The 21,852-nt window shown below is 56.7% G+C and carries 18 protein-coding genes; 13 read left to right on the top strand and 5 right to left on the bottom strand.

What is annotated here, in order from left to right:
- Positions 1 to 280: 280 nt before the first annotated feature.
- A complete protein-coding gene (locus HKD42_RS08650) occupies positions 281 to 1,156 on the bottom strand; it encodes an alpha/beta fold hydrolase (RefSeq protein ID WP_170012501.1) in 876 nt (291 codons plus the stop codon).
- Between the two features lie 103 nt (positions 1,157 to 1,259).
- Here HKD42_RS08650 and HKD42_RS08645 point away from each other — a divergent pair, with 103 nt between their 5' ends.
- Both HKD42_RS08645 and HKD42_RS08640 read left to right on the top strand, forming a co-directional pair.
- Entirely contained in the window at positions 1,260 to 2,423 is a 1,164-nt protein-coding gene (locus tag HKD42_RS08645; protein WP_170012499.1) for an acyl-CoA dehydrogenase family protein, read from the top strand.
- Between the two features lie 10 nt (positions 2,424 to 2,433).
- Positions 2,434 to 3,225: a FadR/GntR family transcriptional regulator gene (locus HKD42_RS08640; RefSeq protein WP_170012497.1), complete on the top strand. Its 792-nt coding sequence runs from the start codon at positions 2,434 to 2,436 to the stop codon at positions 3,223 to 3,225.
- Between the two features lie 9 nt (positions 3,226 to 3,234).
- Here HKD42_RS08640 and ribB read toward each other — a convergent pair whose 3' ends face one another.
- On the bottom strand, positions 3,235 to 4,515 hold the full coding sequence (gene ribB, locus HKD42_RS08635; protein ID WP_246236933.1) for a 3,4-dihydroxy-2-butanone-4-phosphate synthase: 1,281 nt from the start codon (positions 4,513 to 4,515) through the stop codon (positions 3,235 to 3,237).
- 169 nt (positions 4,516 to 4,684) lie between these two features.
- Here ribB and HKD42_RS08630 point away from each other — a divergent pair, with 169 nt between their 5' ends.
- Positions 4,685 to 5,221: a flavin reductase family protein gene (locus HKD42_RS08630; RefSeq protein ID WP_246236931.1), complete on the top strand. Its 537-nt coding sequence runs from the start codon at positions 4,685 to 4,687 to the stop codon at positions 5,219 to 5,221.
- 3 nt (positions 5,222 to 5,224) lie between these two features.
- Here HKD42_RS08630 and HKD42_RS08625 read toward each other — a convergent pair whose 3' ends face one another.
- Positions 5,225 to 5,824 (bottom strand): TetR/AcrR family transcriptional regulator, encoded by a 600-nt coding sequence (locus HKD42_RS08625; protein ID WP_170012495.1) that lies wholly within the window; start codon positions 5,822 to 5,824, stop codon positions 5,225 to 5,227.
- A gap of 100 nt (positions 5,825 to 5,924) precedes the next feature.
- Here HKD42_RS08625 and HKD42_RS08620 point away from each other — a divergent pair, with 100 nt between their 5' ends.
- Together HKD42_RS08620 and HKD42_RS08615 are read left to right on the top strand one after the other, a co-directional pair.
- Positions 5,925 to 8,924: a DUF2339 domain-containing protein gene (locus HKD42_RS08620; protein WP_170012493.1), complete on the top strand. Its 3,000-nt coding sequence runs from the start codon at positions 5,925 to 5,927 to the stop codon at positions 8,922 to 8,924.
- A 56-nt stretch (positions 8,925 to 8,980) separates the two neighbouring features.
- Positions 8,981 to 9,685 (top strand): response regulator transcription factor, encoded by a 705-nt coding sequence (locus HKD42_RS08615; protein ID WP_425500380.1) that lies wholly within the window; start codon positions 8,981 to 8,983, stop codon positions 9,683 to 9,685.
- A gap of 55 nt (positions 9,686 to 9,740) precedes the next feature.
- Here HKD42_RS08615 and HKD42_RS08610 read toward each other — a convergent pair whose 3' ends face one another.
- Together HKD42_RS08610 and HKD42_RS08605 are read right to left on the bottom strand one after the other, a co-directional pair.
- Positions 9,741 to 12,416, bottom strand: coding sequence for a TonB-dependent receptor domain-containing protein (locus HKD42_RS08610; protein WP_170012491.1), 2,676 nt, complete (start codon positions 12,414 to 12,416; stop codon positions 9,741 to 9,743).
- A 115-nt stretch (positions 12,417 to 12,531) separates the two neighbouring features.
- Positions 12,532 to 14,109 carry a hypothetical protein gene (locus HKD42_RS08605; protein ID WP_170012489.1) on the bottom strand — a complete coding sequence of 526 codons (1,578 nt, stop codon included), beginning with the start codon at positions 14,107 to 14,109 and terminating at the stop codon, positions 12,532 to 12,534.
- A gap of 301 nt (positions 14,110 to 14,410) precedes the next feature.
- Between HKD42_RS08605 and HKD42_RS08600 the strand changes: the two genes are divergently transcribed.
- From HKD42_RS08600 to HKD42_RS08565, 8 genes are all read left to right on the top strand, one after another.
- Complete coding sequence (locus HKD42_RS08600; protein WP_170012487.1) at positions 14,411 to 14,776, top strand: hypothetical protein; 366 nt, start codon at positions 14,411 to 14,413, stop codon at positions 14,774 to 14,776.
- Between the two features lie 158 nt (positions 14,777 to 14,934).
- Positions 14,935 to 15,630, top strand: coding sequence for a lytic transglycosylase domain-containing protein (locus HKD42_RS08595; protein ID WP_425500379.1), 696 nt, complete (start codon positions 14,935 to 14,937; stop codon positions 15,628 to 15,630).
- Entirely contained in the window at positions 15,631 to 15,945 is a 315-nt protein-coding gene (locus tag HKD42_RS08590) for a TrbC/VirB2 family protein (protein ID WP_170012485.1), read from the top strand.
- 1 nt (position 15,946) lies between these two features.
- The gene (locus HKD42_RS08585) at positions 15,947 to 16,231 is read left to right on the top strand and encodes a VirB3 family type IV secretion system protein (RefSeq protein WP_170012483.1); all 285 of its coding nucleotides are present in this window, start codon (positions 15,947 to 15,949) and stop codon (positions 16,229 to 16,231) included.
- A gap of 51 nt (positions 16,232 to 16,282) precedes the next feature.
- Positions 16,283 to 18,745, top strand: coding sequence for a VirB4 family type IV secretion/conjugal transfer ATPase (locus HKD42_RS08580; RefSeq protein ID WP_170012481.1), 2,463 nt, complete (start codon positions 16,283 to 16,285; stop codon positions 18,743 to 18,745).
- Positions 18,742 to 19,935, top strand: coding sequence for a TrbL/VirB6 family protein (locus HKD42_RS08575; RefSeq protein ID WP_170012479.1), 1,194 nt, complete (start codon positions 18,742 to 18,744; stop codon positions 19,933 to 19,935). Before HKD42_RS08580 ends, HKD42_RS08575 begins: the two co-directional genes overlap by 4 nt.
- The gene (locus HKD42_RS08570) at positions 19,932 to 20,720 is read left to right on the top strand and encodes a TrbG/VirB9 family P-type conjugative transfer protein (RefSeq protein ID WP_170012477.1); all 789 of its coding nucleotides are present in this window, start codon (positions 19,932 to 19,934) and stop codon (positions 20,718 to 20,720) included. The genes HKD42_RS08575 and HKD42_RS08570 overlap by 4 nt, the downstream gene beginning before the upstream one ends.
- Positions 20,720 to 21,841: a TrbI/VirB10 family protein gene (locus HKD42_RS08565; RefSeq protein ID WP_170013967.1), complete on the top strand. Its 1,122-nt coding sequence runs from the start codon at positions 20,720 to 20,722 to the stop codon at positions 21,839 to 21,841. The genes HKD42_RS08570 and HKD42_RS08565 overlap by 1 nt, the downstream gene beginning before the upstream one ends.
- The last annotated feature ends 11 nt before the right edge of the window (positions 21,842 to 21,852 follow it).

Genomic DNA, 21,852 nt, shown 5'->3' with positions numbered 1-21,852 from the left:
TTCCCGCAAATGGTACACTTATGCAGTTTTTGAAACTGTGACTTTCGGGGAATAATACGGTTTTTCAATTCGTTGATGGCTGAAAGCATGGGCGGGTTGTGACCTTCCGTGCCGGGCTATCTGTGACCTTTGTGACCTTTGCTCGATTGAGCACGGCCAGTGCCAGTGCCAGTAGCAGCGCCAGCGCAGCTGCCGCGCATTGGATACAGGTTAGACATTGCGAAAGAGCACACGGGCTGTAGCGCCGACAGAGTGAGTAGGAAAATTCGCAGCTATCCGTTCAGCTGATAAACGCTTTCACCTCTGCGGTGAAATCATCAAACCGATCATGATGGACCCAGTGCCCGGCGCGGTCATAGGCTGACACTTCTACGTTGTCGCCAAAGTACTGGATACGGCCATCCTGTTCAGGATTGCTGGCCCAGCTGTCATTGCCGTAAATCATCAGCATCGGGCAGCTAATACGGCGCCATAGATCTTGTATCTTGTCGCGTGCCAAGTCTTCGGGCGGCCATGCGTGTAAATGCGGGTCGAACTTCCAGCTCCAAGTGCCATCCTCGTTACGGATCGCACCGTTGCGGGTCAGATGCTCTGCTTGAGCGCGGCTGAGATAGCTGTTTTCTTCATGCATCCGGTCAAGCGCAGCCTCAAACGTATCGTAACGTTTGGGCAGACGAGAGGAACTGTTGCGCTTCTTGTCAATCCACTGCTTGTGATGGTCATACCACGGGGTCTCGTCCATCTTTTCCAAATATTTGGGGCTGGGGCCGAGACCTTCAATACTGACCAGTTTGCGCATATTTTCGGGATACAGCCCAGCGTAGCGGGTGGCGATGTTACCGCCCAGCGAATGGGCAATGATTGTCACCGGCGCAAGTTCAAGCTGATGTACCAGCTGCGCCAGATCATACACATAGGACGATACTTGATACACGCCCGTATTGGTCCATTCGCTGTCACCATGTCCGCGCAAATCGGGACAGATAACGTGCCAATCATGGCGAAGTTTTTCCGCCAGCCAATCCCAGCTGCGACAATGGTCGCGTCCGCCATGCTGCAAAATTAGTGGAGGTGCACCGTGATTACCCCAATCTGCATAGTGCAAACGGGTGCGCTGCGAGATAAAGCTCTGTGATGTGGGGCCAATAAGTTCCATTGACCCGCTTTGCTGCCAAGTTGCGATTCATGCAAGCATTGCACATAGCTAACTAAGTGATACAACAATGTTTTAGCACATTCGCAATCCGAAAGGCCGCTTCATGCCCGTAATTGATGTACCCCAGCCCGAATTCATGGATGATGAGGAGATTTCGATTTTTGCAGATGCTGTCGGCAAATTTTATCAGGATAAGGCACCCGAAAAGCGCATTCTGAAATGGCGTGAAGATGGCCAGGTGGAACGCGGTTTCTGGAATGAAGCGGGTGAAGCAGGTTTGCTGGGTGTTTCTGTACCCGAAGAATATGGCGGTCACGGTGGTGATTTCCGGCATGATATGGTGGTGATTGATCAACAGGCGAAGCACGGCGTGGAAGGCTTCGCCGCATCGCTCCATAATACCGTTATCCTGCCCTATCTGGTGCGCCACGGCACGGAAGAGCAGAAAAAGAAATATCTGCCCAAATTGGTAACGGGCGATCTGGTTAGCGCAATTGCCATGACCGAACCGGGCGTCGGGTCTGATTTGCAGAGCATTACCACCACCGCGCTGAAGGATGGCAACGGCTATCGGATTAACGGCGCAAAAACGTATATTTCCAACGGTCAAACAGCCGACTTCATCATTGTTGTGGCCAAGACCGACCCGAATGAACGGGCCAAGGGTATTTCGTTAATGCTGTTGGAAACCGACGGGGCCGAGGGTTTTCAGCGTGGCAAGAAGCTCGACAAGATCGGTATGGATGCGGCAGACACATCTGAATTGTTCTTTGATGATGTTTTTGTTCCGGCAGAGAATGTTCTGGGCGGGGAAGAAGGTAAGGGCTTTTACCAACTGATGGGTGAACTGCCGCAGGAACGGCTGATCATCGCGATGGGTGCAATGACCGGCATCGAAAAAGCGCTCGAAGTGACGATGGAATTCGTCAAGGATCGCAAGGCGTTCGGGCAGACGATCTGGGATTTCCAGAACACCCAGTTCACATTGGCCGAATTGAAAGCCCGCAGCACCGCCGCTCGCGTTTTTGTCAATCACTGTATCGCTCAGCATCTGGAGGGTAAACTGGATGTCCCGACTGCCTGTATGGCCAAGCTGATGGTCACCGAATTGCAAGGTGAAGTGGTCGATAAATGTCTGCAATTCCACGGCGGGGCAGGTTTCATCAATGATTACCCGATTGCGCGAATGTATCGTGATTGCCGGATTACGCGTATTTTCGGCGGTTCGAACGAAGTGATGAAAATGGTCATCGCGCGGTCTATGTGATGCATCCGCGATGAGTGTGACCATCCCAGACATTGAAAGCGCAGAGACCGTCAGCAATGGCGGCTCTCTCCGCGTGCCTAAAACTGCCGAACTGGTCGCCAATTCTATCCGCCGCCGGATTATCCAAGGCGAGTTATCCGAAGGGGATACTTTGCCAGCGGAAGCGCAATTGATGGAGCAGTTCGGTATTTCGCGACCGAGCTTGCGCGAAGCATTTCGTATTCTGGAAACAGAGCGCCTGATTGATGTGAAGCGCGGTTCCCGTTCGGGTGCGCGGGTCAGCTTGCCCAAGGTGGAAAGCGTGTCGCGCTATGCGAGCTATTATCTACAGGCCAGCGGGGTCAAGGTGGCTGATATTTATGAAGCGCGCCTCGCGCTGGAGCCGCATATTGTGCGCAAACTGGCAGCCAAACCGAGCAAGGCGGCAATTGACCGGCTGAGCGAAGCGGCCGAGCGTTTGTCAGACTATTATGACAGTGACCGCGAGCGGGAATATATGCTTGCCGGTGCGCAGTTTCACTCGATCCTGATGGAGGTTGGCGGAAATGCTACCTTGCACTTCCTAACCCGCGTTCTGGAGGATGTGACCGCGCAATATCAAAAGCGCTACGTGACTGCGGCGATCGGAGACGAAGCACGCAAGCGCGACCGCGCCAAGGGTGTGAAGTCGATCAAGCGACTGGTTGAACTGATCGAAGCAGGCGATGTGGACGGGGCCGAAGCGCACTGGGCGCTCCACCTCACTAACACCAACAAGGAATGGGGCGGTGAGCTGACTCTGCGTGAGGCTCTTGCTGGATAATCGTTCCAGCTAGTTAGGAATAGGTTCGCGTCCCACAACGCTTAGTCCGTAACCTTCTAGCCCAACAACCGTGCGTTCACTATCGGACAGCAAGATCATCTCGCGCACCCCGCGGTCGACCAGAATTTGCGCCCCGGTGCCGTAGTCGCGGAGCTGACCTTCGCCTAGCGCGTGGCGGCCGATTTCAGCCTGTAGCTTCTCCGCACGGTCGGGCATGATCAAAACGATCAGACCTGCCCCTTTTTCGCCGATGGCGGCCATTGATCTTTGGAGTTGGCGCTTCTTAGGGCCGGATTGGCCCAGAACATCATCGAAAATAGAGATTGCATGCATCCTAACCAGAGTGGGCTGGTCAGGATCGACATGCCCCTTCTGCAGGACAACATGCGTCGCCCCAGATACTTTACTTTGATAGGTCATGGCGCGCCATTCGCCGCCATAATCAGAAACCAGTTGGCTTTCGCTCACTTGTTCGACGAGATCATCATTGCGCATCCGGTACGCAATCAGATCACGGATTGTGCCCATTTTCAGATTGTGATGCCGGGCAAATGCAATCAGATCGTCAAACCGGGCCATTGTCCCGTCATCATTCATGATCTCGCAAATCACGCCCGATGGGTTGAGGCCGGCAAGGCGCGAGATATCGACCGCGGCTTCGGTATGGCCGGCACGCACGAGAACCCCGCCATCGCGCGCAACAAGCGGGAACACATGACCCGGTGCGACGATGTCGGCAGGGCCTTTTCCTGCATCAATCGCGACAGATACAGTGCGCGCACGGTCTGCTGCGGAAATACCCGTGGTCACACCTTCGCGCGCCTCGATGGAAACGGTGAAGGCTGTCTGCATCGACTCCTGATTGTTGCGGGTCATCGGCTCAAGCCCGAGATGCTCCACCCGTTTCCGGTCGAGCGACAAGCAGATCAGCCCTTTGCCGTATGTTGCCATAAAGTTGATTGCGGCGGGCGTCGCCATCTGTGCCGGAATAACCAAATCGCCTTCGTTCTCGCGATCTTCATCATCCACCAGAACGAACATCCGGCCATTGCGCGCCTCGTCGATGATCTCTTCAATAGTCGCCAGCACCGGCCGGTCATCATTGGCTTTAAGGAATACTTCCAGTTTACCCAGAGTGTCGGCCGTTGGGTTCCAGCTTTCTTCAGTGCAGTCCCGCAGCGAATTGGCGTGCAAGCCTGCAGCGCGGGCGATTCCAGCCCGTGACATTTTTCCGGAATCAACAATTGCTCGGATCTTTTGCTGGACTGTCTGGGTTGTATGTTCTGTCATGCGAATCTAAATAGCAGGCCAATGTGATGAAGCAAGTTCAAATTCACATTACAATGTGAGTAGGCGGCGGATTTGATAGAGTTTTCGACTGAATAGGGCGTTTGTTGTCGAGTTTAACCACACTGGTGTGATAATTTTGACCTGTGTTGTCTACGAAAGAGATATTTGAATGTCGAATACCGATCCCTCGCAGCCAATGGCGACCGATTTGGCAGACCTGTTGCGGTCTGCAATGCGCCGTTTGCCGGGGCCGGTGTCGATCGTATCCACGCATGATCTAGAGGCGGGCGAAGCTGCGGGCATGGTTGCATCGGCTGTGGTGCCGGTTTCGATGCAGCCTGCATCCATGCTGGTGGCGGTCAATCAACAGGCGCGTTGTCATGCCGCCATTGAGGGGCAAGGCCGGTTCTGCATCAATTTGCTGGGGACGGATCAAACAGGCTTGGTGCGTCCTTTTTCCGACCCGTCACAGCGTGAACAGCGCTTCACCATGGCGCAGTGGGACTATGCGGACACGATCCCGTTCCTGCCGTCTGCGATGGCCAATATCTTTTGCCGGGTGGAAAACACTCTGGTTCATGGAACGCACGAGCTGTTTATTGGTGATGTGTATGATGTGCGGGTGAAAGACAGCGATACAAGCGGGGAAAGCGATCCACTTGGCTGGATGGAAGGCGGGTTTGCGCGGTTTGGCGCGCTAGACTGATTATCACTGCGCGTTTTGATGAACGGATAGGGATTCCCGGACACGATCAAGTGCACTACCCACCGGATCGGTTTCATCAAGCAGAGCGAAACTGCCGCTGACCACATAGCTGCAATGGCCATGCACCGACGCAATAAGCGAGCGGGAGTAGCGAGCGAGATCAAGATCAACGGTGTCGGGCAGAGCTTTGCGAACTTCTTGTTCGACGATTGACGTAAGCAACGCGCGCCCTTCCAAATCTGCCGGTGATAATGATTGTCCGTCTGGCAGGCGGTGATCGTAAATGGCGGACCAAACATTGGGATTTTCCAGCGCAAAACTGAAATATCCCCTGACGAGGCTGGCTATCCGGTCGTGACCAGCCGTTGCCAACGCGCCTTGCAAGTGTTGGGCCCATAGCCCGAAAGTGCGCGTGTTGATTGCGGATAACAGGCCATCGAGCGAGCCAAAGACATTATAGATGGTGCCAACAGAATAGCCTGCGCGTTTGGCAACTTCCCGCCCGGAAAATCGCGCATAGCCCACTTCCGCCATCAGCTTGTGTCCGTGATCGATTAGCAAGTCGCGCAATTGCTGCGGTGTATGATCTGAACGTCTTCCCATGGCGTCCTCATGGCCGATAAAATGAACAGTGTCTAATTTTTATATTGAACAGTGTTCATTTTTAGGTTAGGCGGATTGGAGAAAATGTGGAGACGTGGGCATGGAAACGCTTTTGCTGGTCATATTGGGCGCAGGATTATTCATCCTGTGGCGCCGCACTGAGGCGCTGGAGGCTCGCCTGCGTGAATTTGAACGCATTCTTGCTGGTTTGCGCTTGCAGCTTTCGGGCGACCGCGTGGAAGACCCCCAGGCCGCGACGCCGGCCAATACGCAGCAGCCGCCAGTAGTGGCGGCCCACCAGCAGAGGGCCGAAGCCGCGCTTCCGGCAACCCGCTCTGTGTCTGATGTCGGCGAGGCCGAGTCTGATGCCGGTGAAGCGGTCCCTCAAACCGCTCCCAAGCCACAAGAAGATTTGGCGCAAGGCATTGCGGCAATCAATCCGGATTCCGCATTCTCAATGCCAAAGCTCCCTAAAATCCGGATTGATTTTGAGGATATTTTTGGCCGCCTTTTGCCGATCTGGGCTGGCGGCATTGCGCTCGCGGTCGCGGGTTTCTTTCTGGTTCGCTATTCGATCGAGCAAGGCTTGCTGGGCCCGCAAGTGCGCGTCGCCTTGAGCTTTGTTTTCGGTGTGCTTCTATTGGGCGGTGCGGAGCTGGCCTTTCGCCAGGAGCACCGCATTTCTGACCCGCGTGTCCGGCAGGCCTTGGCGGGGGCAGGACTGGCAACGCTCTATGCCAGCTTCTATCTGGCAGGCAGCCATTACGGCTTGATTGGTAGCGCTGTCGCATTTCTTGGCCTTGCCGGCGTTACCGGTGCTGCGATCTTGCTATCCTTCCGGTTTGGCTTGCCCTGCGCGGTGCTTGGCTTGGTGGGTGGTTTTGCGGCCCCGATGCTGGTCGACAGCCAAGAACCCAATGTGCCCATGCTCGCATTATATCTGGCGCTGGTGACGGGCGGGCTGACATATGCCGGTAATCGCCAAGGGCGCAGCTGGCTGGCGCTGGCCGCGTTGGCGGGCGGGCTCGGTTGGGGCGTATTGATGCTGTTCACTGGCTTGACCGGAATATCCGATCTGCTGGCGATTGGCGGCTATATCGTGGTCATCGGCGCGGTGCTTCCAGCGTTTACCGAAGGCCGCGGTGCATCGCCTGTCATCCGTATCGGCGCTGCGGCACTGGCGGCGCTGCAACTGGCATTTATGGTCCAGCAAGCCGGCTTTAGTTTGCTGGCTTGGGGGCTCTACGGCTTGCTGGCTGCTGCATTGTCGTTCTTCGCATGGACAGAACCGAAATTGAGGGAGGCGACAGCCTTTGCTGCAGGATTGGCTGTGGTGCTGCTGGGTTTTTGGCCCGATGTACCAGCCGGGACATTCACCGTTGTCGGCTTGGGGTTAGCGGCGATTTTCGCGGGGGTGCCTCTGGCGAATATCTGGCGCGATGCGCACCGCAAGTTTGACGGGTTCCAAGTTGCAGGATTCGCTCTCGGCCTCACGACAGTAACCTATTTGCACTTTGCATGGCTTGGCAGCGATATGATCCTTGCGGCGGTCTGCTTTGGCATCGCGCTGCTGCCAGCTTTGGCGGCGTGGATGCTGTGGCCAGCTGATGCTGGGAAGCTACCTATTGCCAGTATCGCCAATGTCGCAGCGGCGGCGATTGGTACCGTGTCAGCCGGTTTGATCGCGACGCCGATTTGGGCCGCGCCCATCGTGATCTCAGCCGTTACCATTGCCGTTATTATCTTGGCGTGGAAGCGGGTGGCCGATTACGGTCTGCACTGGGTTATCTGGGCCGGTGCTGCATCCGCGGTAATTGCCCTGCTTGGCACACTGACCGCTTGGGCTGAAGCTGAATTACTGTTTGGCAGCGGTGATCAGGAACAGCTGGTGCAAGCGTGTATCCGCTGGGGCGCGGTTGGCGCGATGTTTGTCGCGCTGACAGTGCGGGGCGGCAACCGTTTATGGATGACCATAGCCGAAATATTCGCGGCACTGGTTCTGTACGGCATGGCTGCGCAATTTATTCCGGGCATGTGGCTCGCTTGGGTGGTGGCTCTAGCCGCCGTGGTTCTGGCTTATAAAGAGACCAACCGCACGGCAGCCCGGATGACATTGATGGCCCTTGCGCTTTCATGGGCTGCCGAACCGATCCTCATATGGTCGGTCGCAGCCTTGGAAAGCCTGTTCGGCGAAGCGATGCTGGTTGCAAATGATATCGGGTGGAGGATGATTGCCCTGCAATTCGCGCCTCTCTTGGTCGCGGTCGGAACACTGCTGTGGCGTGCCCCCGAGAGGCTCAGAAGCACACGGACCGCGCTGATTATTGGATCGGGTGCTGTCGCTGCGGTGGGTGTGCACCTGATGTACAAGCAGCTGTTTGCCCTCGAAAACGGGGCGGCATTCATCTCGCTGGGGCTGGCCGAACGGACTGTATGGCAAGCATCGCTGGTGGGCGGTGCTGCGCTGATCGGGCAGTATCTGTCTGATCGGTCATGGGCGAAGCCCGTGAGTATCGCGATGTGCGGTACGTGTCTGTTGCACTTCCTCTATTTCACATGGGGACTGCACAATCCGCTATGGGCGCCGCAAGAAGTGGGCGCTCTGCCAATCGCCAATATGCTGCTGCCAGCTTACGGATTGGCGCTGGCGGCAGCATGGCTGCTGCGCCGGACCGTGCCGATGAACGGCTTTACGCGGCTCTGGATGTTTGACGCGGTGCTGATGCTGCTGATCGCATTCCTCGCATTGTCGGAACTTAGGCACGCATTCACTGGCAGCCTGATGTCGGTCGATCCGATGGGGCAGACAGAGGATTTGCTGCGGTCACTGCTGGGTATCATTCTGGCGATAGGCTTCTTGCTGTGGGGTGCGCGATCACAAACCCGCAGCTGGCGGATCGGGTCATTGGTGTTGCTGTTGATTGCGGTGCTCAAAGTGTTCGTATTCGACACGGCTGGCTTGGAAGGGCTCGCGCGGATTGCATCCTTTATGGCCTTGGGCTTCAGCCTGATCGGGATTGGCTGGTTCTACACCCGCCAATTGGCTGGCCCAAAGGCGGCGGACCCGCCGGACAATAGTTCGGTTCCCGCGGGCAACTGACCCCATTTGTCATAGCAGCGTCACATCATGGCGGCAGTCCCTTGCTCGGCCCCTGGGTGAACAAGGGCCCGAATAAGGGGACTGCCGCGGTGGAAGTGGTCAATATCTTTTTAACTGGCAAATTGGGCGAAACGCTGGAGGATTTCGAGCATGGAAATGCGCGTTTTGAATTTGCACGCCTCTGGTCATCCGGCCCGAAACGGCTGGTAGAAGGCCCCGTTTGGGCGTTTGTTGACTGGGTCATGGATGACTTGGCCGGGCTTGAGATGTGCCGCCGTTTGCGCGCTGATCCGCGCACGGCAGACGCCCACATTACGATGGTGCTGGAAAATGATGATGCCGAAGACCGGCGCCGGGCGTTGAAGGCTGGCGCTGATGATTATGTCGTGGGTACGCTCGACCGGACCATTGTTCTGGACCGAGTGCTGGCCTTGCAATCCAAGCATCAAAAATATTCTGCCGATCGAATCCAACTGGGCCCGTTGCAAATCGATATGGCCGCGCTGCGTGCGACATGGGGCGATGCCTTGATCGACCTGAGGCCCAATGAGTTCCGGCTTTTGCGGTTCTTTGCGGAAAACCCCAACCAGGTCTTGTCACGCGAAGACTTGATCACGGGACTTGGCAAACAAGAACCCCCCATGGATGAGCGTACTGTCGATGTGTGGATTGGCCGTTTGCGATCCGCCCTGAAGGTAGCAGGGGCGGGCAATCCACTGCGGACCGTCCGTTCCCTGGGATATGTTTTCGACGCGCCTTGAGATATGACGTCCTTCTCGCATCGGATGCAGGGGAACGCCGGGTAGTCTTGGCGTGTTAGAATTCGGTCGAGACAGAGAAGCTGAAGCTTTGTCCAACCTCATATGTGTTGATTTCGATCCGGTTGGTGCCGTTGCTTTGAAATTCAAAATTGTCGCGCCCGAAAATGTTTCGTGCCTCGAATTTCAATTCGAAGGGCCGCTTCAATAGATCGACCTCCTGACGGACCACGAAATCCACGGTCAGGCCGGGATCCTCGACAATGTCCGGAAGCTGCGCTGTCCCGCGGCTGGTTACCCGTTCGCTGGCGTAGTTCAGCAGCAGAGTGAACTGTTGGAGCCTGTCCAGATCTTCAATACCCAATTGCAGGTTGATCAGATGATCGGATTGCCCTGTCAGCGGCACACCATCGCGGAAGAAGTTTGTTGCGGGTTGGTCTGCGAAGGGGAACACCCTTGCAATATCGCTGGATGACACTTGCAGTTCGGATTGGGTGTAGGTGTAATTGGCAACAAAGATGGCTTGTTTGCTTTCAAACCAGCCGCCCCAATCGATCAGGTCATAGCCATATTGAATGTCAAATTCCGCCCCGTACAATGTGGCACTGGGGGCGTTGGCAAAGCCGCTGATCTGCGTGTTGTCAGAAAAGCTGGAAAATACCTCAATCGGGTTTTTGATATCTTTGTAGAAGCCCGCCAGTGATACGCGGTTGCCGCGGCCAAAGTAATACTCGGCGCGGATTTCTGCATTGGTCAGCTCGCTATCGACCAAGAACGGGTTGCCATTAAACTGGCGGTTGGTTTCCGGGTTGAAATAGGTTTGGAAAATCAGTTCGCGAAACTGCGGACGGGCAATCGTTCTCGATGCATTGGCCCGGATCTGGAATGTATCGGTAACTTCCCATGTCACCGTTGCTGACGGCAAGAAATAGTCATTGGCAAGCAAGGTCGAGCTGCCGGAATTTGTCGGAGTGGCAAACACCTCAACCGGATTGACCGCTTGGGTTGCATCTTCATAGCGGACACCGATATCGAGTGTCAGGCCCAGCGTCGGGGTAAGGGTTGTTTTCAGATATCCGGCCTGCACTTCCAAAGCGGCGCTGAATGCCGGGTCTGACTGGGTCGTTTCGATCAGTCCGATATTATAAAAATCAATAACCGCATCGCCGAGCAGCAGATCGGGCCGCAGCGCGCCGACCGCATCGTCAAAACCCGTATTGGCATCGAACAAAAATTCGCGCCGGGAAGAGAACCGGTCCGTATCTGTATAGGCGTAACCTGCGGTCAGGCGGAGCCAGTCAGCCACGGGGTAGCTGAGATCGATCCCGGCGAAATACAAATCTTCCTTCAGCTGGGAGAAAGCCACTGACGCGCTGCCAGTCTGGCGATCGAGAACATTGATAAATGTATCACCCAAGGGATCATTGGCGTTATTGGTGCGCACATAGGTGAAATTATATTCGTAAGGCGCCTCTCGCTGGGTTTGGGCGTAGCCAGCGCGGATATCGACATCCAGATCGGCAAATTCCATCTCGCCCACAAACTGGGTGTTGATCAATTCGCGTTCAAACCAAGATGTGTCTTGGCTAAACTCGCTATCTTCATCTTGGAAATCTGTACCGATGGAGAGGCGTGACTGTTTCAGGCTGTCGCGAATATAAAGGTTGGTCCAGCGGAATTTATGCTGGCCAAGCTCCAGACCAAATCCGACCAAGCCGTTGACCAAAATCCGGTTGTCCGTCACGAAATCGCGGAAGTCGCTATCCAGATTGAGGTCAGCATCGACCGCGGATTGGCTGATGATCGACCGGTTGCGCCATTTGTTACTGATAGATGTCGTGGCGATAATGCCCAACCTGCCGTCCGATCCGACATCCCACGCTGTTCCGCCAGTAATCCCGCCTGAGAAATTGGCGGGCAGGCTATCGATATTTTGCGTCAGAACCAGATTGGGATTGCCCAATTCTCTGGCGATTGCCTGTTGGTCTACTCCCAAATCTGACAAGCGATTGCCGCTATCAAAGAAAGCCTGGAGCGCGGGCGGGACATCGCGGGTACCGTCATCGAAGCCGAACCAGTCAAAATCCGATCCGTAATAGTCAATCCCGCTGGAAAATGTGGTCTGTTCATCGCCGCTAATCCCGGCGCTGATTTTCAGGAAACCTTCATCGGGCACGGCCTGCGTGGTCAGATTGATGACACCGCCGCCAAACTCACCCGGGAAGTTGGCCGAATAGGTCTTTTGAACCAGCGATGATGCAACAATGCTGGTCGGGAAAATGTCCAGCGGCACCACCCGGCTGAGGGGTTGCGGGGATGGCAGAGGAAGGCCGTTTAGCAAAGCAAGCGAATACCGGTCACCCAATCCGCGCACGAATACAAAACCCTGCCCTTGGACCGATAGGCCCGTCACGCGCCCCAGCGCGCCAGCAATGTCGCCTTCGCCCGTCCGTGCGATCTCTTCGCTGCTCAGCACCGAAACGACTTGGCTTGAGCTGCGGGTTACGTCGCGCACGCGGCGACCCGTCACGACAATCTCGCCGCCGCCGGGAATGGAGATATCTGGTTGATTAAACTCTTCTTCCGCAGCGTCCGGATCGGATGCTTGCACGTCTACTGCGGTCGCAGTGGCTGCTTCCTCAGATAGGCTTGTATCCTGAGCAAGGGCAGCGCCCGGATATGTGAGAGCAGTTGAGAGCAGGAGCAGTTCCGCCAGCCGCTTGCCAGATGTCATTTTCGAAGACCCCTTCGCTTAATAAAGGTCGAAGTGTTGAACCAGGCCGTGGGCCCGCAAATGTGAAAAGAGAGGCACCCGCAGACCTGCAAGCGCCTCTCTCAATCGTGGTGGCTTAGTAGACCGGCAGCGATGTGCAGGCGCCGACATTGTTGCCGAACGTGATCGCCGCAGAATCGCAGGTCCACCCTTCAAACCGTGTGTCACCAGCGCGTGCTGCGCCGATGAAGCCAGCGTTCTCAAAGAAGCTGGACAGGGATGTCGGATCGAAAGCAACTACGGCGTCTTCATTCGCCCCGTTGATGTATGTCATCGTAAGGGTGTTGGTGAAGGATGCGTTGTTGTTGGAACCGGCATCGAATTCAGCCTGGACTTGGGCAGCGGTTGTGCCGCTACTGCCGTCGCGGAAGTCCGTAGCGCAATCGAGTACCAGCGATTCAAATCTTGGCGGGCCAACATCATCCAAGCTTGCATCGGCTGCGCGCAGGGTTTCGGGCAGATCGATCCGCAAGCACGCTGTGCCGTTGGTTGAATTGTCCACGATCACTGTGTTGACCAGCGCATAATCGGTACCCCCGCGAATACGGACGACTTGGTCATCTGTTTTGCGCTGGATGAATGTTGCGTTGGAAATTTGCGTGTTTTGGCGCGGCGTTTGATCTTGCAGTCCATTGTTGGAATCCGCCTCAATGATCGTATCGCCAACTTCCTGGCGTTGTACCGCGACTACATATTGCAGATTGGTTTTGACGCCCGTGTCTGTGTCGATCGAGTCATCCTCTGCCCCGACAACGACCAAGCCTTTCATATTTACAAAGCCGCCGAAGAACTCAACGCCATCGTCAGAGCTGTTATAGCTCATGATGTTTTCAAAATTCGTGCCCGTGCCGGTGCCGCCGGTGGTCAGCGATTGCAGCTCGTTATCGCCGGACAGGACGAAGCCGGAATAGCGGATCTGCACAAAGCTCATGGAACCAGAGGAGTCATTGGCGGTCGCACCGCCAAATACGGCTGGTGCAGCAGCGCCTTCGACCTGCCGTTCACACGCGATTGTGCCCGGTGTTGCACCAGGTGCGATGCAGTCTGTAACCGGTGCCCGCCCGCCCAGCACAACGCCGCCCCATTGGCCCGAAGAATCATCGCTGATGAAGGAGCCGCCGATTACATTGTCGCGGCTGGTGAAGATGATCGGGCGGGTGGCCGTACCGTTTGCTTGGATCGTGTTGCCACGGTTGACCATCAGAAAGGATGAGCCGCTGGCATAGACAATCACGCCCGGGTCAATCGTAAGTTCGACATTGGTGTCGTCCAGACCGTCTGTATTGTCCGGTGTCGGGCCGCCATCGCTGCCGACATCAACGCGCCCGTTCATCCGGTATAGAACGCCTGCAATGTAGGGCAGGGTGGACGAGGACGTGAAACGCGCCGGCATCGTGCAAACGCGGTATTCGCCGGTATCGCCAGTGATTGTGCCTTCATCAATCAAACCGCCAGTATTGTTGGAAATGGTTGGGCACCCTCCAGCGGGGGTAACCAGCGGCGGCGGCGGAGGTGGCGGTGGTGGAGGTGTGGCCGGGGGGTTATTGATGGTGATGTTGCCGCCGGTGCCCGGAGAGGCGATGTCGTCAGCGCCACAACCGGCAAGAATAATCAGGCCGCAGCCTAAGACGATGGTACGGGATACGTTCTTCACGGGAGTGGTCCCCTCTAAAAACTGAGAATCAGATGAAGCGAATTTCAGCTCGCGAATCGTCAGCTAGGGGGTGTCAGTTTCACTTTTTGTGCAACATTTCAGATAGATGACAGTGTCCGAAGAATGACAGGACTACGACAAATATGACGGGGGATTAGGCGTTTCTAAGCCTTGCCAATTTGCAAAACAGCGTGGGGCCGAGTTCTAAATATTACAGTTCAGTGACAATGTTTCATTTTTGTTGCAGTTCTGCGCAGCAGGGCACATTTTCCCATTCGAAAAGGATTGAGGAGAAGAGAAAATGGCCCTTGGAACCGCGCTAACCGCATTATCATTGGCTCTATTAAGCCAACCGTCGGCGCAGCCCGTCCGGATTGGTGAGCCTGCGACAGTCTTGAATGCGGCTGCGGTCCAGCGCGCCGATATCCGTACAGCTATTGCTCAGGATGATCCCGCACAGCTTATCAGCATCGGCGTCGCATTGGCGCGTTCTGGTGAAACGACCGCTGCTTTGGAATTGCTCAATGCTGCCGCCCGCTCGGAAACACGCTACCGTTTGGAGACAGCGGATGGTGATTGGGTCGATTCGCGGCGGTTGGCGATGAAAGTTATCGGGATGATTGATAGGGGCGAATTCGCCGTGACGGGCCGCGTCGCCGCGCGCTAATTACGGGCAATCACTGGCAATCATTGGATCGAGTCCGGATTTTTTGCCGGGTGACTCCATCATTATTCTGCCCATCTCCATAGTTTCGCAACATTTGCTGCTGAAAATGGCAACCTTGCTGTCACCGCGCTGTCATGTACGGTGCGCAATGGGGGCGAATGGAGAGAATGATGATTCTCAGATTGGCGGGCTGCGCGCTTTTGACATTTGGCATTGCCGTACCGGGCATGACCATGATGTCTGCGCACGCCCGGGCCGATGTACTGGAAATCGGGGCTGACGGCGCGCAATGGATCGCTGGTGGCACTGCATTGCCGCCGGTTGTCCAATATGCCGGTCCAACATCGGGCCCAACATCGACCCTGGCACCGGCAACAGAATTGTCAGCCAGTTTCTTCGTTCCCCCTGAAGCGGTTGCGGATGCGGCGCTGCTCACCGGGCTTATCCCGGAACAATATTTGGCCAAAGTGCATGAACTGGCCGCGCGGTTTGACCTAAGCCCTGCATTGATAGAGGCGCTTGTCTGGCAAGAAAGCCGGTGGCGGGCCAATGCGATTTCACCTGCTGGCGCGCGGGGATTGGCGCAATTGATGCCGGGAACTGCAAAGGAACTGGGCGTTGATCCTGACGATCCATTCGCCAATTTGGAAGGTGGCGCGCGGTATTTGCGCCAACAGCTCGACCGTTTTGACGGCAATCTGGAAAAGGCGCTCGCTGCCTATAATGCTGGCCCCGGCCGCGTGATACGCGCTGGCGGTATCCCGAATATTCGTGAAACCAAAAAATATGTCGCTGCCATTATGGGCCGCCTTTCCAACCACTCACGATCCAACCTCGCTCGGAGCACTCAATAAATGCGTTTGTTTACCCGCCTGTCGGCCCTGTTGGCCGCTCTTTCTACCCTGACGCTTTGGCCCAGCGCGGCCTTGGCGCAGCAAACAACCGATCCGCAAGGGTCCAGCCCGATCACCGCAGGCTTGCTGTGGTTGCAAGGGACTCTGCTGGGCAATGTCGCCACGGCAATTGCGGTGATGGCGGTGGCCGCGGTTGGTTTTATGATGCTGACCGGGCGGATGAACTGGCGTTTCGGCGCAACTGTTGTGATTGGCCTGTTCATTCTGTTTGGCGCCAGCACGATTGTGGCCGGTATTCAGGCGGCTGCTGGCTGATATGACCGAGCTTGTTCGCCATCCTGTCCACCGCGCATTGACCCGCCCGCAAATGTTTGCCGGTGTCACGATGAATTTCTTCATCCTGAATATGCTGGTCACGGCAGAGGCGTTCCTGATTTTGAAGAGCTTTTGGATTATTCCGGTACCGATCGTGATGCACATTATCGGTTATTTCGCGTGCTTGCGGGAGCCGCGCATTTTTGACCTTTGGATCACCAAAGTCAGCAAATGCTCGCGGGTCAAGAACTGGAAACGATGGGGGTGTAACAGCTATGCGCCCTAGGTTATTCACTACGTCCCGCACCATAGGGCCTGCACAAAAAGGCTTGACCGTATGACGAATTGGATCGGAGCTGCATCGTGGAGCGCGAAGGAAGCCCAAGCGGGTGACCGTTTGCCTTTCGCACGTTTGATTGATCCCAGCACAATGATGCTGCGCGATGGATCGGTGATGACCGCCATCCAAGTGCCCGGCCTGCTGTTCGAGACTGAAGATAGCGATGCGCTGAATGCGCATACTGCCACACGCGAAGTGATGCTGCGTTCCACTTTGGATGCGCGTTTTGTGATGTATCACCATGTCATCCGCCGCAGGGTCGAAGTGGAATTGGATGCAGAGTTTGATGACCCGCTGGCAGCCCATATTGACCGGCGCTGGAAAGAACGGCTGGGTGACGGGCAGCTATTCATCAATGATCAGTTTATCACGCTGATCCGGCGCCCCGCGCGCGGCAAAGCGGGGCTGGCCGAGCGGTTGGCCAAATTGTGGAACCGGCAGGGCAAATCCGCAGTAGAGGCTGATCCCAAAGATGTCCGCGCATTGAAAGCCGCGGCGACCGGTCTGATCGCATCACTCTCGTCCTATAATGCTGCTCTGCTTGGGGAATATGAAGGGGCCAGCGGCGGCACCAATAACGAAATTCTGGAACTGTTAAGCGCACTATACAATGGCGAAATGCGTCCTGTCCGCCAACCTGATGATGATGTCGATATCGGGCATATGTTGCCCTATCGGCGGGTCAGTTTCGGGCTGGATGCGATGGAGCTGCGCGGGGCGGGGGAACCTGAGTTTAGCGCCATTCTCAGTCTGAAAGATTATCCCGATGCGACATCGCCGGGATTGCTCGACGGGCTGCTGCGTTTGCCGCATGAAATGGTGGTATGCGAAAGCTATGCGCCAAGCGAACGCCAGACCGCGCGTGAACGGATGGACCTGTCGATCCGGCGGCTGCGATCAGCGGATGAGGAAGCCGCCGCAGAGCGCGCCGATATGATGGCGGCGCGCGATGCACTGGGTAACGGCGCGGTTGGTTTTGGTGACCATCATTTGAGCGTACTGGTGCGCGAAAGCGATCTGGCGCGGCTGGATGATGCCAGCGCTGCCGTTGCTGCTGCTTTGGCCGATACTGGCGCGATTGCGGTGCGCGAAGACACCAATCTGGAACCGGCATTTTGGGGGCAATTCCCCGGCAATGAAACCTATATTGTCCGCCGGTCGATGATTTCCAGCGCCAATATGGCCAGCTTTGGATCACTGCACGGGTTTGCCTTGGGGCAGGCGCAAGACAATCACTGGGGGGAGGCCGTAACGCTGCTGGAAACGACCAGCGCGACGCCGTTTTTCTTTAATTTTCACAATGGTGATTTAGGCAATTTCTCGGTCATTGGTCCCAGCGGCTCCGGCAAAACCGTGGTGATGAATTTCCTCGCGGCGCAGGCGCAAAAGTTCAATCCGCGCACCATCCTGTTTGATAAGGATCGCGGGGCAGAGCTGTTCGTGCGCGGCATTGGCGGCCGGTATGACCGGATCACAGCGGGCCAGCCCACCGGATTTAACCCGCTCGCCTTGTCGGACACACCCGCCAACAGGGCATTCTTGCGCGACTGGCTGGGCGTGCTGCTGCGCGCCGATGGCCCTGAAGAACTTTCGATCATTAGTGCTGCCGTCGATGCGACATACGCCAATGATCCCAGCCTGCGCCGTTTGCGGCATTTCAAAGAACTGCTGTCTGGTTCCCGCCGCCCGAAGCCGGGCGATCTGGCCGATCGGCTGGCAGCATGGATCGGCAGTGCGGATGCCGACATAGGTGAAGGCGATGCCGGTGAGCACAGCTGGTTGTTTGATAATCAGCAAGACCTGCTCGACCTCGATAATCGTGTGCTTGGCTTCGATATGACAGCGCTGCTCGAAAACCCGAAATTGCGCACGCCGACTATGATGTATCTGTTCCACCGTATCGATCAGCGGCTTGATGGGGAGCCGACTATGATCTTGATCGACGAAGGGTGGAAAGCGCTGGACGATGAAGTCTTCGCCGCCCGCATTCGTGACTGGCTCAAGACCTTGCGGAAGCGCAATGCTCTGGTCGGGTTTGCGACACAATCGGCGCGCGATGCGCTCGACAGTAAAATATCGACGGCGCTGGTCGAACAGACAGCGACGATGATCTTTATGCCCAATGCGCGGGCGCGGGCAGAGGATTATTGCGATGGTTTCGGGCTCACGCAGCACGAGTTGGCGCTGATCCGCAGTTTGCCAGCGCATAGCCGGTGTTTCCTGGTTCGCCAGCCGGATGCATCGGTGGTTGTGCGGCTTGATCTGTCCAACGCGCCAGAGGTTTTGACGATCCTGTCAGGCCGCGAAGGCACGGTGCGTAAGCTGGATATGCTGCGCGAATCTGTGGGTGATGAGCCTGCTGCCTGGTATCCGCCGCTTACTGGCCGGGCTTGGCCCGGTAACGCCGACGGGGCGGAAGATGGCGGCCATGATTACGCCGTTTGGCAGGCCGCTGAATGAGCGCCAATTGCGATGCCTTGATGGACGAGGTTGGTACTGGTGTCGCCGCCGCATTGCGCGCGGTCGATTGTACCGCGTCAGAAGTCAGCGCGGCTGCTTTTGGCCGGATATTCGCGCCGGGCGGGGCGATGGCGCCGGTCCTGACATCGCTTCTCACGCTGTTCATCGCATTTTTTGCGATTTCGCTGCTGTTGGGCCGGTCCAATCTCAGCGTGAAATCACTCATCCCGAAAATGATCACCCTGGGTCTGGTGACAACATTCGCGACCAGCTGGGTGATATACCAATCGGTGGTTTGGAATGTCGCGGTTGGTGCCCCTGACTATCTGGCAGGTTTGCTGACGGGTACCCAGGGGTCTGCGACAGCGACTTTCGGTGACAAGCTGGATATTGTGTTCCTCGCCGTGCAGGAGGCTTCCAAAGGAGCAGGCACACAAGGCGGCGGACAAGGCGCAGAGATCAGCGCATTCAGCCCGCAGGGTATCCTATGGCTTGGCGCGTTGTTGTTCCTGCTCGGCACTGTGGGCGTTTTGGTGACCGCGCGTATTGCTTTGGCGTTGCTGGTGGCGCTGGGGCCGATTTTTGTTGTCATGGCGCTGTTTAACGGCACACGCGGCTTGTTCACCGGATGGTTGAAGGGGCTGGTGATGTTGGCGCTGACGCCCTTATTCGCTGTTCTTGGCGGCGGGGTTATGTTGGAACTGGCGGTGCCGATATTGTCTTCTCTCACGCAAACGCCCGGCCAGATTGATCCCCGGTCGGCAATGGCGTTCTTCCTGATTGGTGCGGTTCATGTCGCTTTGATGATCATGGTTCTGAAAGTGAGCGCCACGATCGTGAGCGGGTGGCGCGTATTTGGTTTGGTGCCGGAGCCGGGGATGGGGAGCGAACACCCCTCTAACACTGTCGCGCCCGTCACTTCTGCGCCATCTGCACCAATGACCACGGCCCAAGCGGCGGGGATGTCCAACCCGCCCCGGCGGATTGACGTGTCGGGCCTGCAGCCCGCGCCAGCGGCGAATGATGCATCCGGCACATCGCCCCAATCCTCTGCACGCAGAACCACAAGAATTGTAGCTACATCGTCAGGCATCAGTCAGATGCAGCCGCTTACCACTGGGCCATCACGCACCCACGGCATCGGAAACCGGTTCCGCAATGCCACCACACGGTCGGAGAAATTGAAATGATCCGCGCGACTCTCTCTGCGCTGCTAATTGCTGTTCCCATGTTTGCTGCATCCGTGCCCGCCTGGTCGCAGGATTCGCGCTTGGTCGAACGGCTTTATAATCCGTCGGAAGTGGTGCGGATTGAAGGCCGGACAAAAGTGCAAGCCACCATTGCTTTTGATGAAGCGGAACGGATTGAAAACGTTGCCATTGGCGATTCCCAAGCATGGCAAGTGACGCCAAATAAACGCGCCAATCTGTTATTCGTGAAACCGTTAAGCCCCACCGCCCGCACCAATATGACGGTTATTACGGATAGGCATACCTATCTGTTTGATCTCATCGCCAGCCCACGGGCGAAGCCGCTATATGTCTTGCGCTTCACCTATCCAGAGGAGCCGGAAGAACCGGCAGGGCAGGAAGAACAGATGGTCGCAATAGAACGCGCCAACCCCACCGAATTGGCTGCGGCGACCGATCCTTATGCAGTAGTCGATCCTTCGCAGCTTAATTTTCAGTGGGCGACAGACGGCGATACAAACCTGCTGCCTGCGCAGGTCTATGATGATGGCAATGCGACATTTTTGCGTTGGGCAAACGGTACTGCGGTGCCGGCCATTTTGATCAAGGATGCAAGCGGAACCGAAGGGCCGGTAAACTTCACTGTGCGCGGTGACACTATCGTGGTCGAAGGCGTCCCGTCGGAGTTTATTTTGCGGTCGGGTAAAGAGACAGCATCGCTCAAAAATGTTGGCCCGGTGCGCACGAAAGCAGACCCGCAATTGGCGATTAGGGAGAGCGAATGATGCGTCTTGCAAGCCGTATATCCTCTGGCAAAAATGGTGATGCCGCCAATGATGTCGACCCGCGAGAGGCTACATCTGCAGAGGTAATTGACCTGGCCAGCCGCAATTCCTTTCCCGCTGTAACGCAGCGCAAGGGTAAGTCTGATGCGATGGGAATGGTTGCCGGCGTTGCTTTGGTGGCAGGGCTTGGGGCAGTGACCTTGTGGGGTATGAATTCCGCCCGTGTTGCTCCGCCAGAAGGTGTCGGCAATCCGCAAATCGCCCAGCCAGCAGCCGCGCCCACGCCGGTGGCAACGCAGGCTGCAGTGGCGCAGCCGGTTGTTGCCCCGCGTCCAGACCCCGCACCGGCGCCTATTTTGGCAGCGGCCCCGATCAGCAATGTGGGCGCAGTGCAAAACCCCTATGCAACCCCGACGGTCGTGTTCGATGCCAGCGGTGCCCCCGTGGGCACAGTCGCTGTTCCCGCAGTTGCGGTGTCTGACGGCAAGCCGGCTGCGGCTGTTCCCGGCGGGGGAACGTCCAATGATTTTGCCAGCCGTGTCGGCGGTGTGGGCGGTGCACCCGCCCAAGCGCAAGCCATGGTCAATCCGAAAACCACGGTGACACAGGGGACGCTGATCCCCGCAATCCTTGAAACCGCTATCGACACCAATGTTCCCGGGTTCGTGCGGGCTGTGGTGAGCCAAGATGTCCGCAGTTTTGACGGTACAACTGTGCTGGTGCCGCGCAGTTCACGCTTGATCGGCCAGTACCAATCAGGCCTGCAAAACGGCCAAAAGCGCGCTTACGTGATTTGGACCCGGCTTATCCGGCCAGATGGTGCGTCGGTCAATTTGCAATCTCCGGCGGTCGGTTTTGACGGAACCACCGGCCTGCAAGGCGAAGTCAACAGCAACTTCTTCCAGCGATTTGGATCGGCGCTGCTGCTGTCGGTGGTGGGCGGATTGTCCGCTATTGGTACAGGCGGTGCCTCGGTCGTGCTGGGCGGCGGCGGCCAAGCGGCTGCGGCGGCAGCCCAGCAAGATAGCCAGATCGGCCCGACCATCCGCGTTCGTCAGGGTGAGCCTATCCGGGTATTTACCGCGCGCGATCTCGATTTCACTGCGGTCGGCGGCCAGTAAGGGGCATTTAA

The sequence above is a fragment of the Pontixanthobacter rizhaonensis genome, assembly GCF_012972675.1.
GTDB lineage: Bacteria > Pseudomonadota > Alphaproteobacteria > Sphingomonadales > Sphingomonadaceae > Pontixanthobacter > Pontixanthobacter rizhaonensis.
The sequence above is the reverse complement of the archived record's forward strand: the minus strand, read 5'-3'. Positions and strand labels throughout refer to the sequence as shown.

Bases quoted from the DNA above. Each gene is read 5' to 3' on its own strand.
- HKD42_RS08575 (WP_170012479.1), top strand. From the start codon at position 18,742: ATGAGCGCCAATTGCGATGCCTTGATGGACGAGGTTGGTACTGGTGTC.
- HKD42_RS08570 (WP_170012477.1), top strand. From the start codon at position 19,932: ATGATCCGCGCGACTCTCTCTGCGCTGCTAATTGCTGTTCCCATGTTT.
- ribB (WP_246236933.1), bottom strand. From the start codon at position 4,515: ATGACAGAACATACAACCCAGACAGTCCAGCAAAAGATCCGAGCAATT.
- HKD42_RS08650 (WP_170012501.1), bottom strand. From the start codon at position 1,156: ATGGAACTTATTGGCCCCACATCACAGAGCTTTATCTCGCAGCGCACC.
- HKD42_RS08580 (WP_170012481.1), top strand. From the start codon at position 16,283: ATGACGAATTGGATCGGAGCTGCATCGTGGAGCGCGAAGGAAGCCCAA.
- HKD42_RS08620 (WP_170012493.1), top strand. From the start codon at position 5,925: ATGGAAACGCTTTTGCTGGTCATATTGGGCGCAGGATTATTCATCCTG.
- HKD42_RS08640 (WP_170012497.1), top strand. From the start codon at position 2,434: ATGAGTGTGACCATCCCAGACATTGAAAGCGCAGAGACCGTCAGCAAT.
- HKD42_RS08645 (WP_170012499.1), top strand. From the start codon at position 1,260: ATGCCCGTAATTGATGTACCCCAGCCCGAATTCATGGATGATGAGGAG.
- HKD42_RS08600 (WP_170012487.1), top strand. From the start codon at position 14,411: ATGGCCCTTGGAACCGCGCTAACCGCATTATCATTGGCTCTATTAAGC.
- HKD42_RS08585 (WP_170012483.1), top strand. From the start codon at position 15,947: ATGACCGAGCTTGTTCGCCATCCTGTCCACCGCGCATTGACCCGCCCG.
- HKD42_RS08565 (WP_170013967.1), top strand. From the start codon at position 20,720: ATGCGTCTTGCAAGCCGTATATCCTCTGGCAAAAATGGTGATGCCGCC.
- HKD42_RS08590 (WP_170012485.1), top strand. From the start codon at position 15,631: ATGCGTTTGTTTACCCGCCTGTCGGCCCTGTTGGCCGCTCTTTCTACC.
- HKD42_RS08625 (WP_170012495.1), bottom strand. From the start codon at position 5,824: ATGGGAAGACGTTCAGATCATACACCGCAGCAATTGCGCGACTTGCTA.
- HKD42_RS08610 (WP_170012491.1), bottom strand. From the start codon at position 12,416: ATGACATCTGGCAAGCGGCTGGCGGAACTGCTCCTGCTCTCAACTGCT.
- HKD42_RS08595 (WP_425500379.1), top strand. From the start codon at position 14,935: ATGGAGAGAATGATGATTCTCAGATTGGCGGGCTGCGCGCTTTTGACA.
- HKD42_RS08630 (WP_246236931.1), top strand. From the start codon at position 4,685: ATGTCGAATACCGATCCCTCGCAGCCAATGGCGACCGATTTGGCAGAC.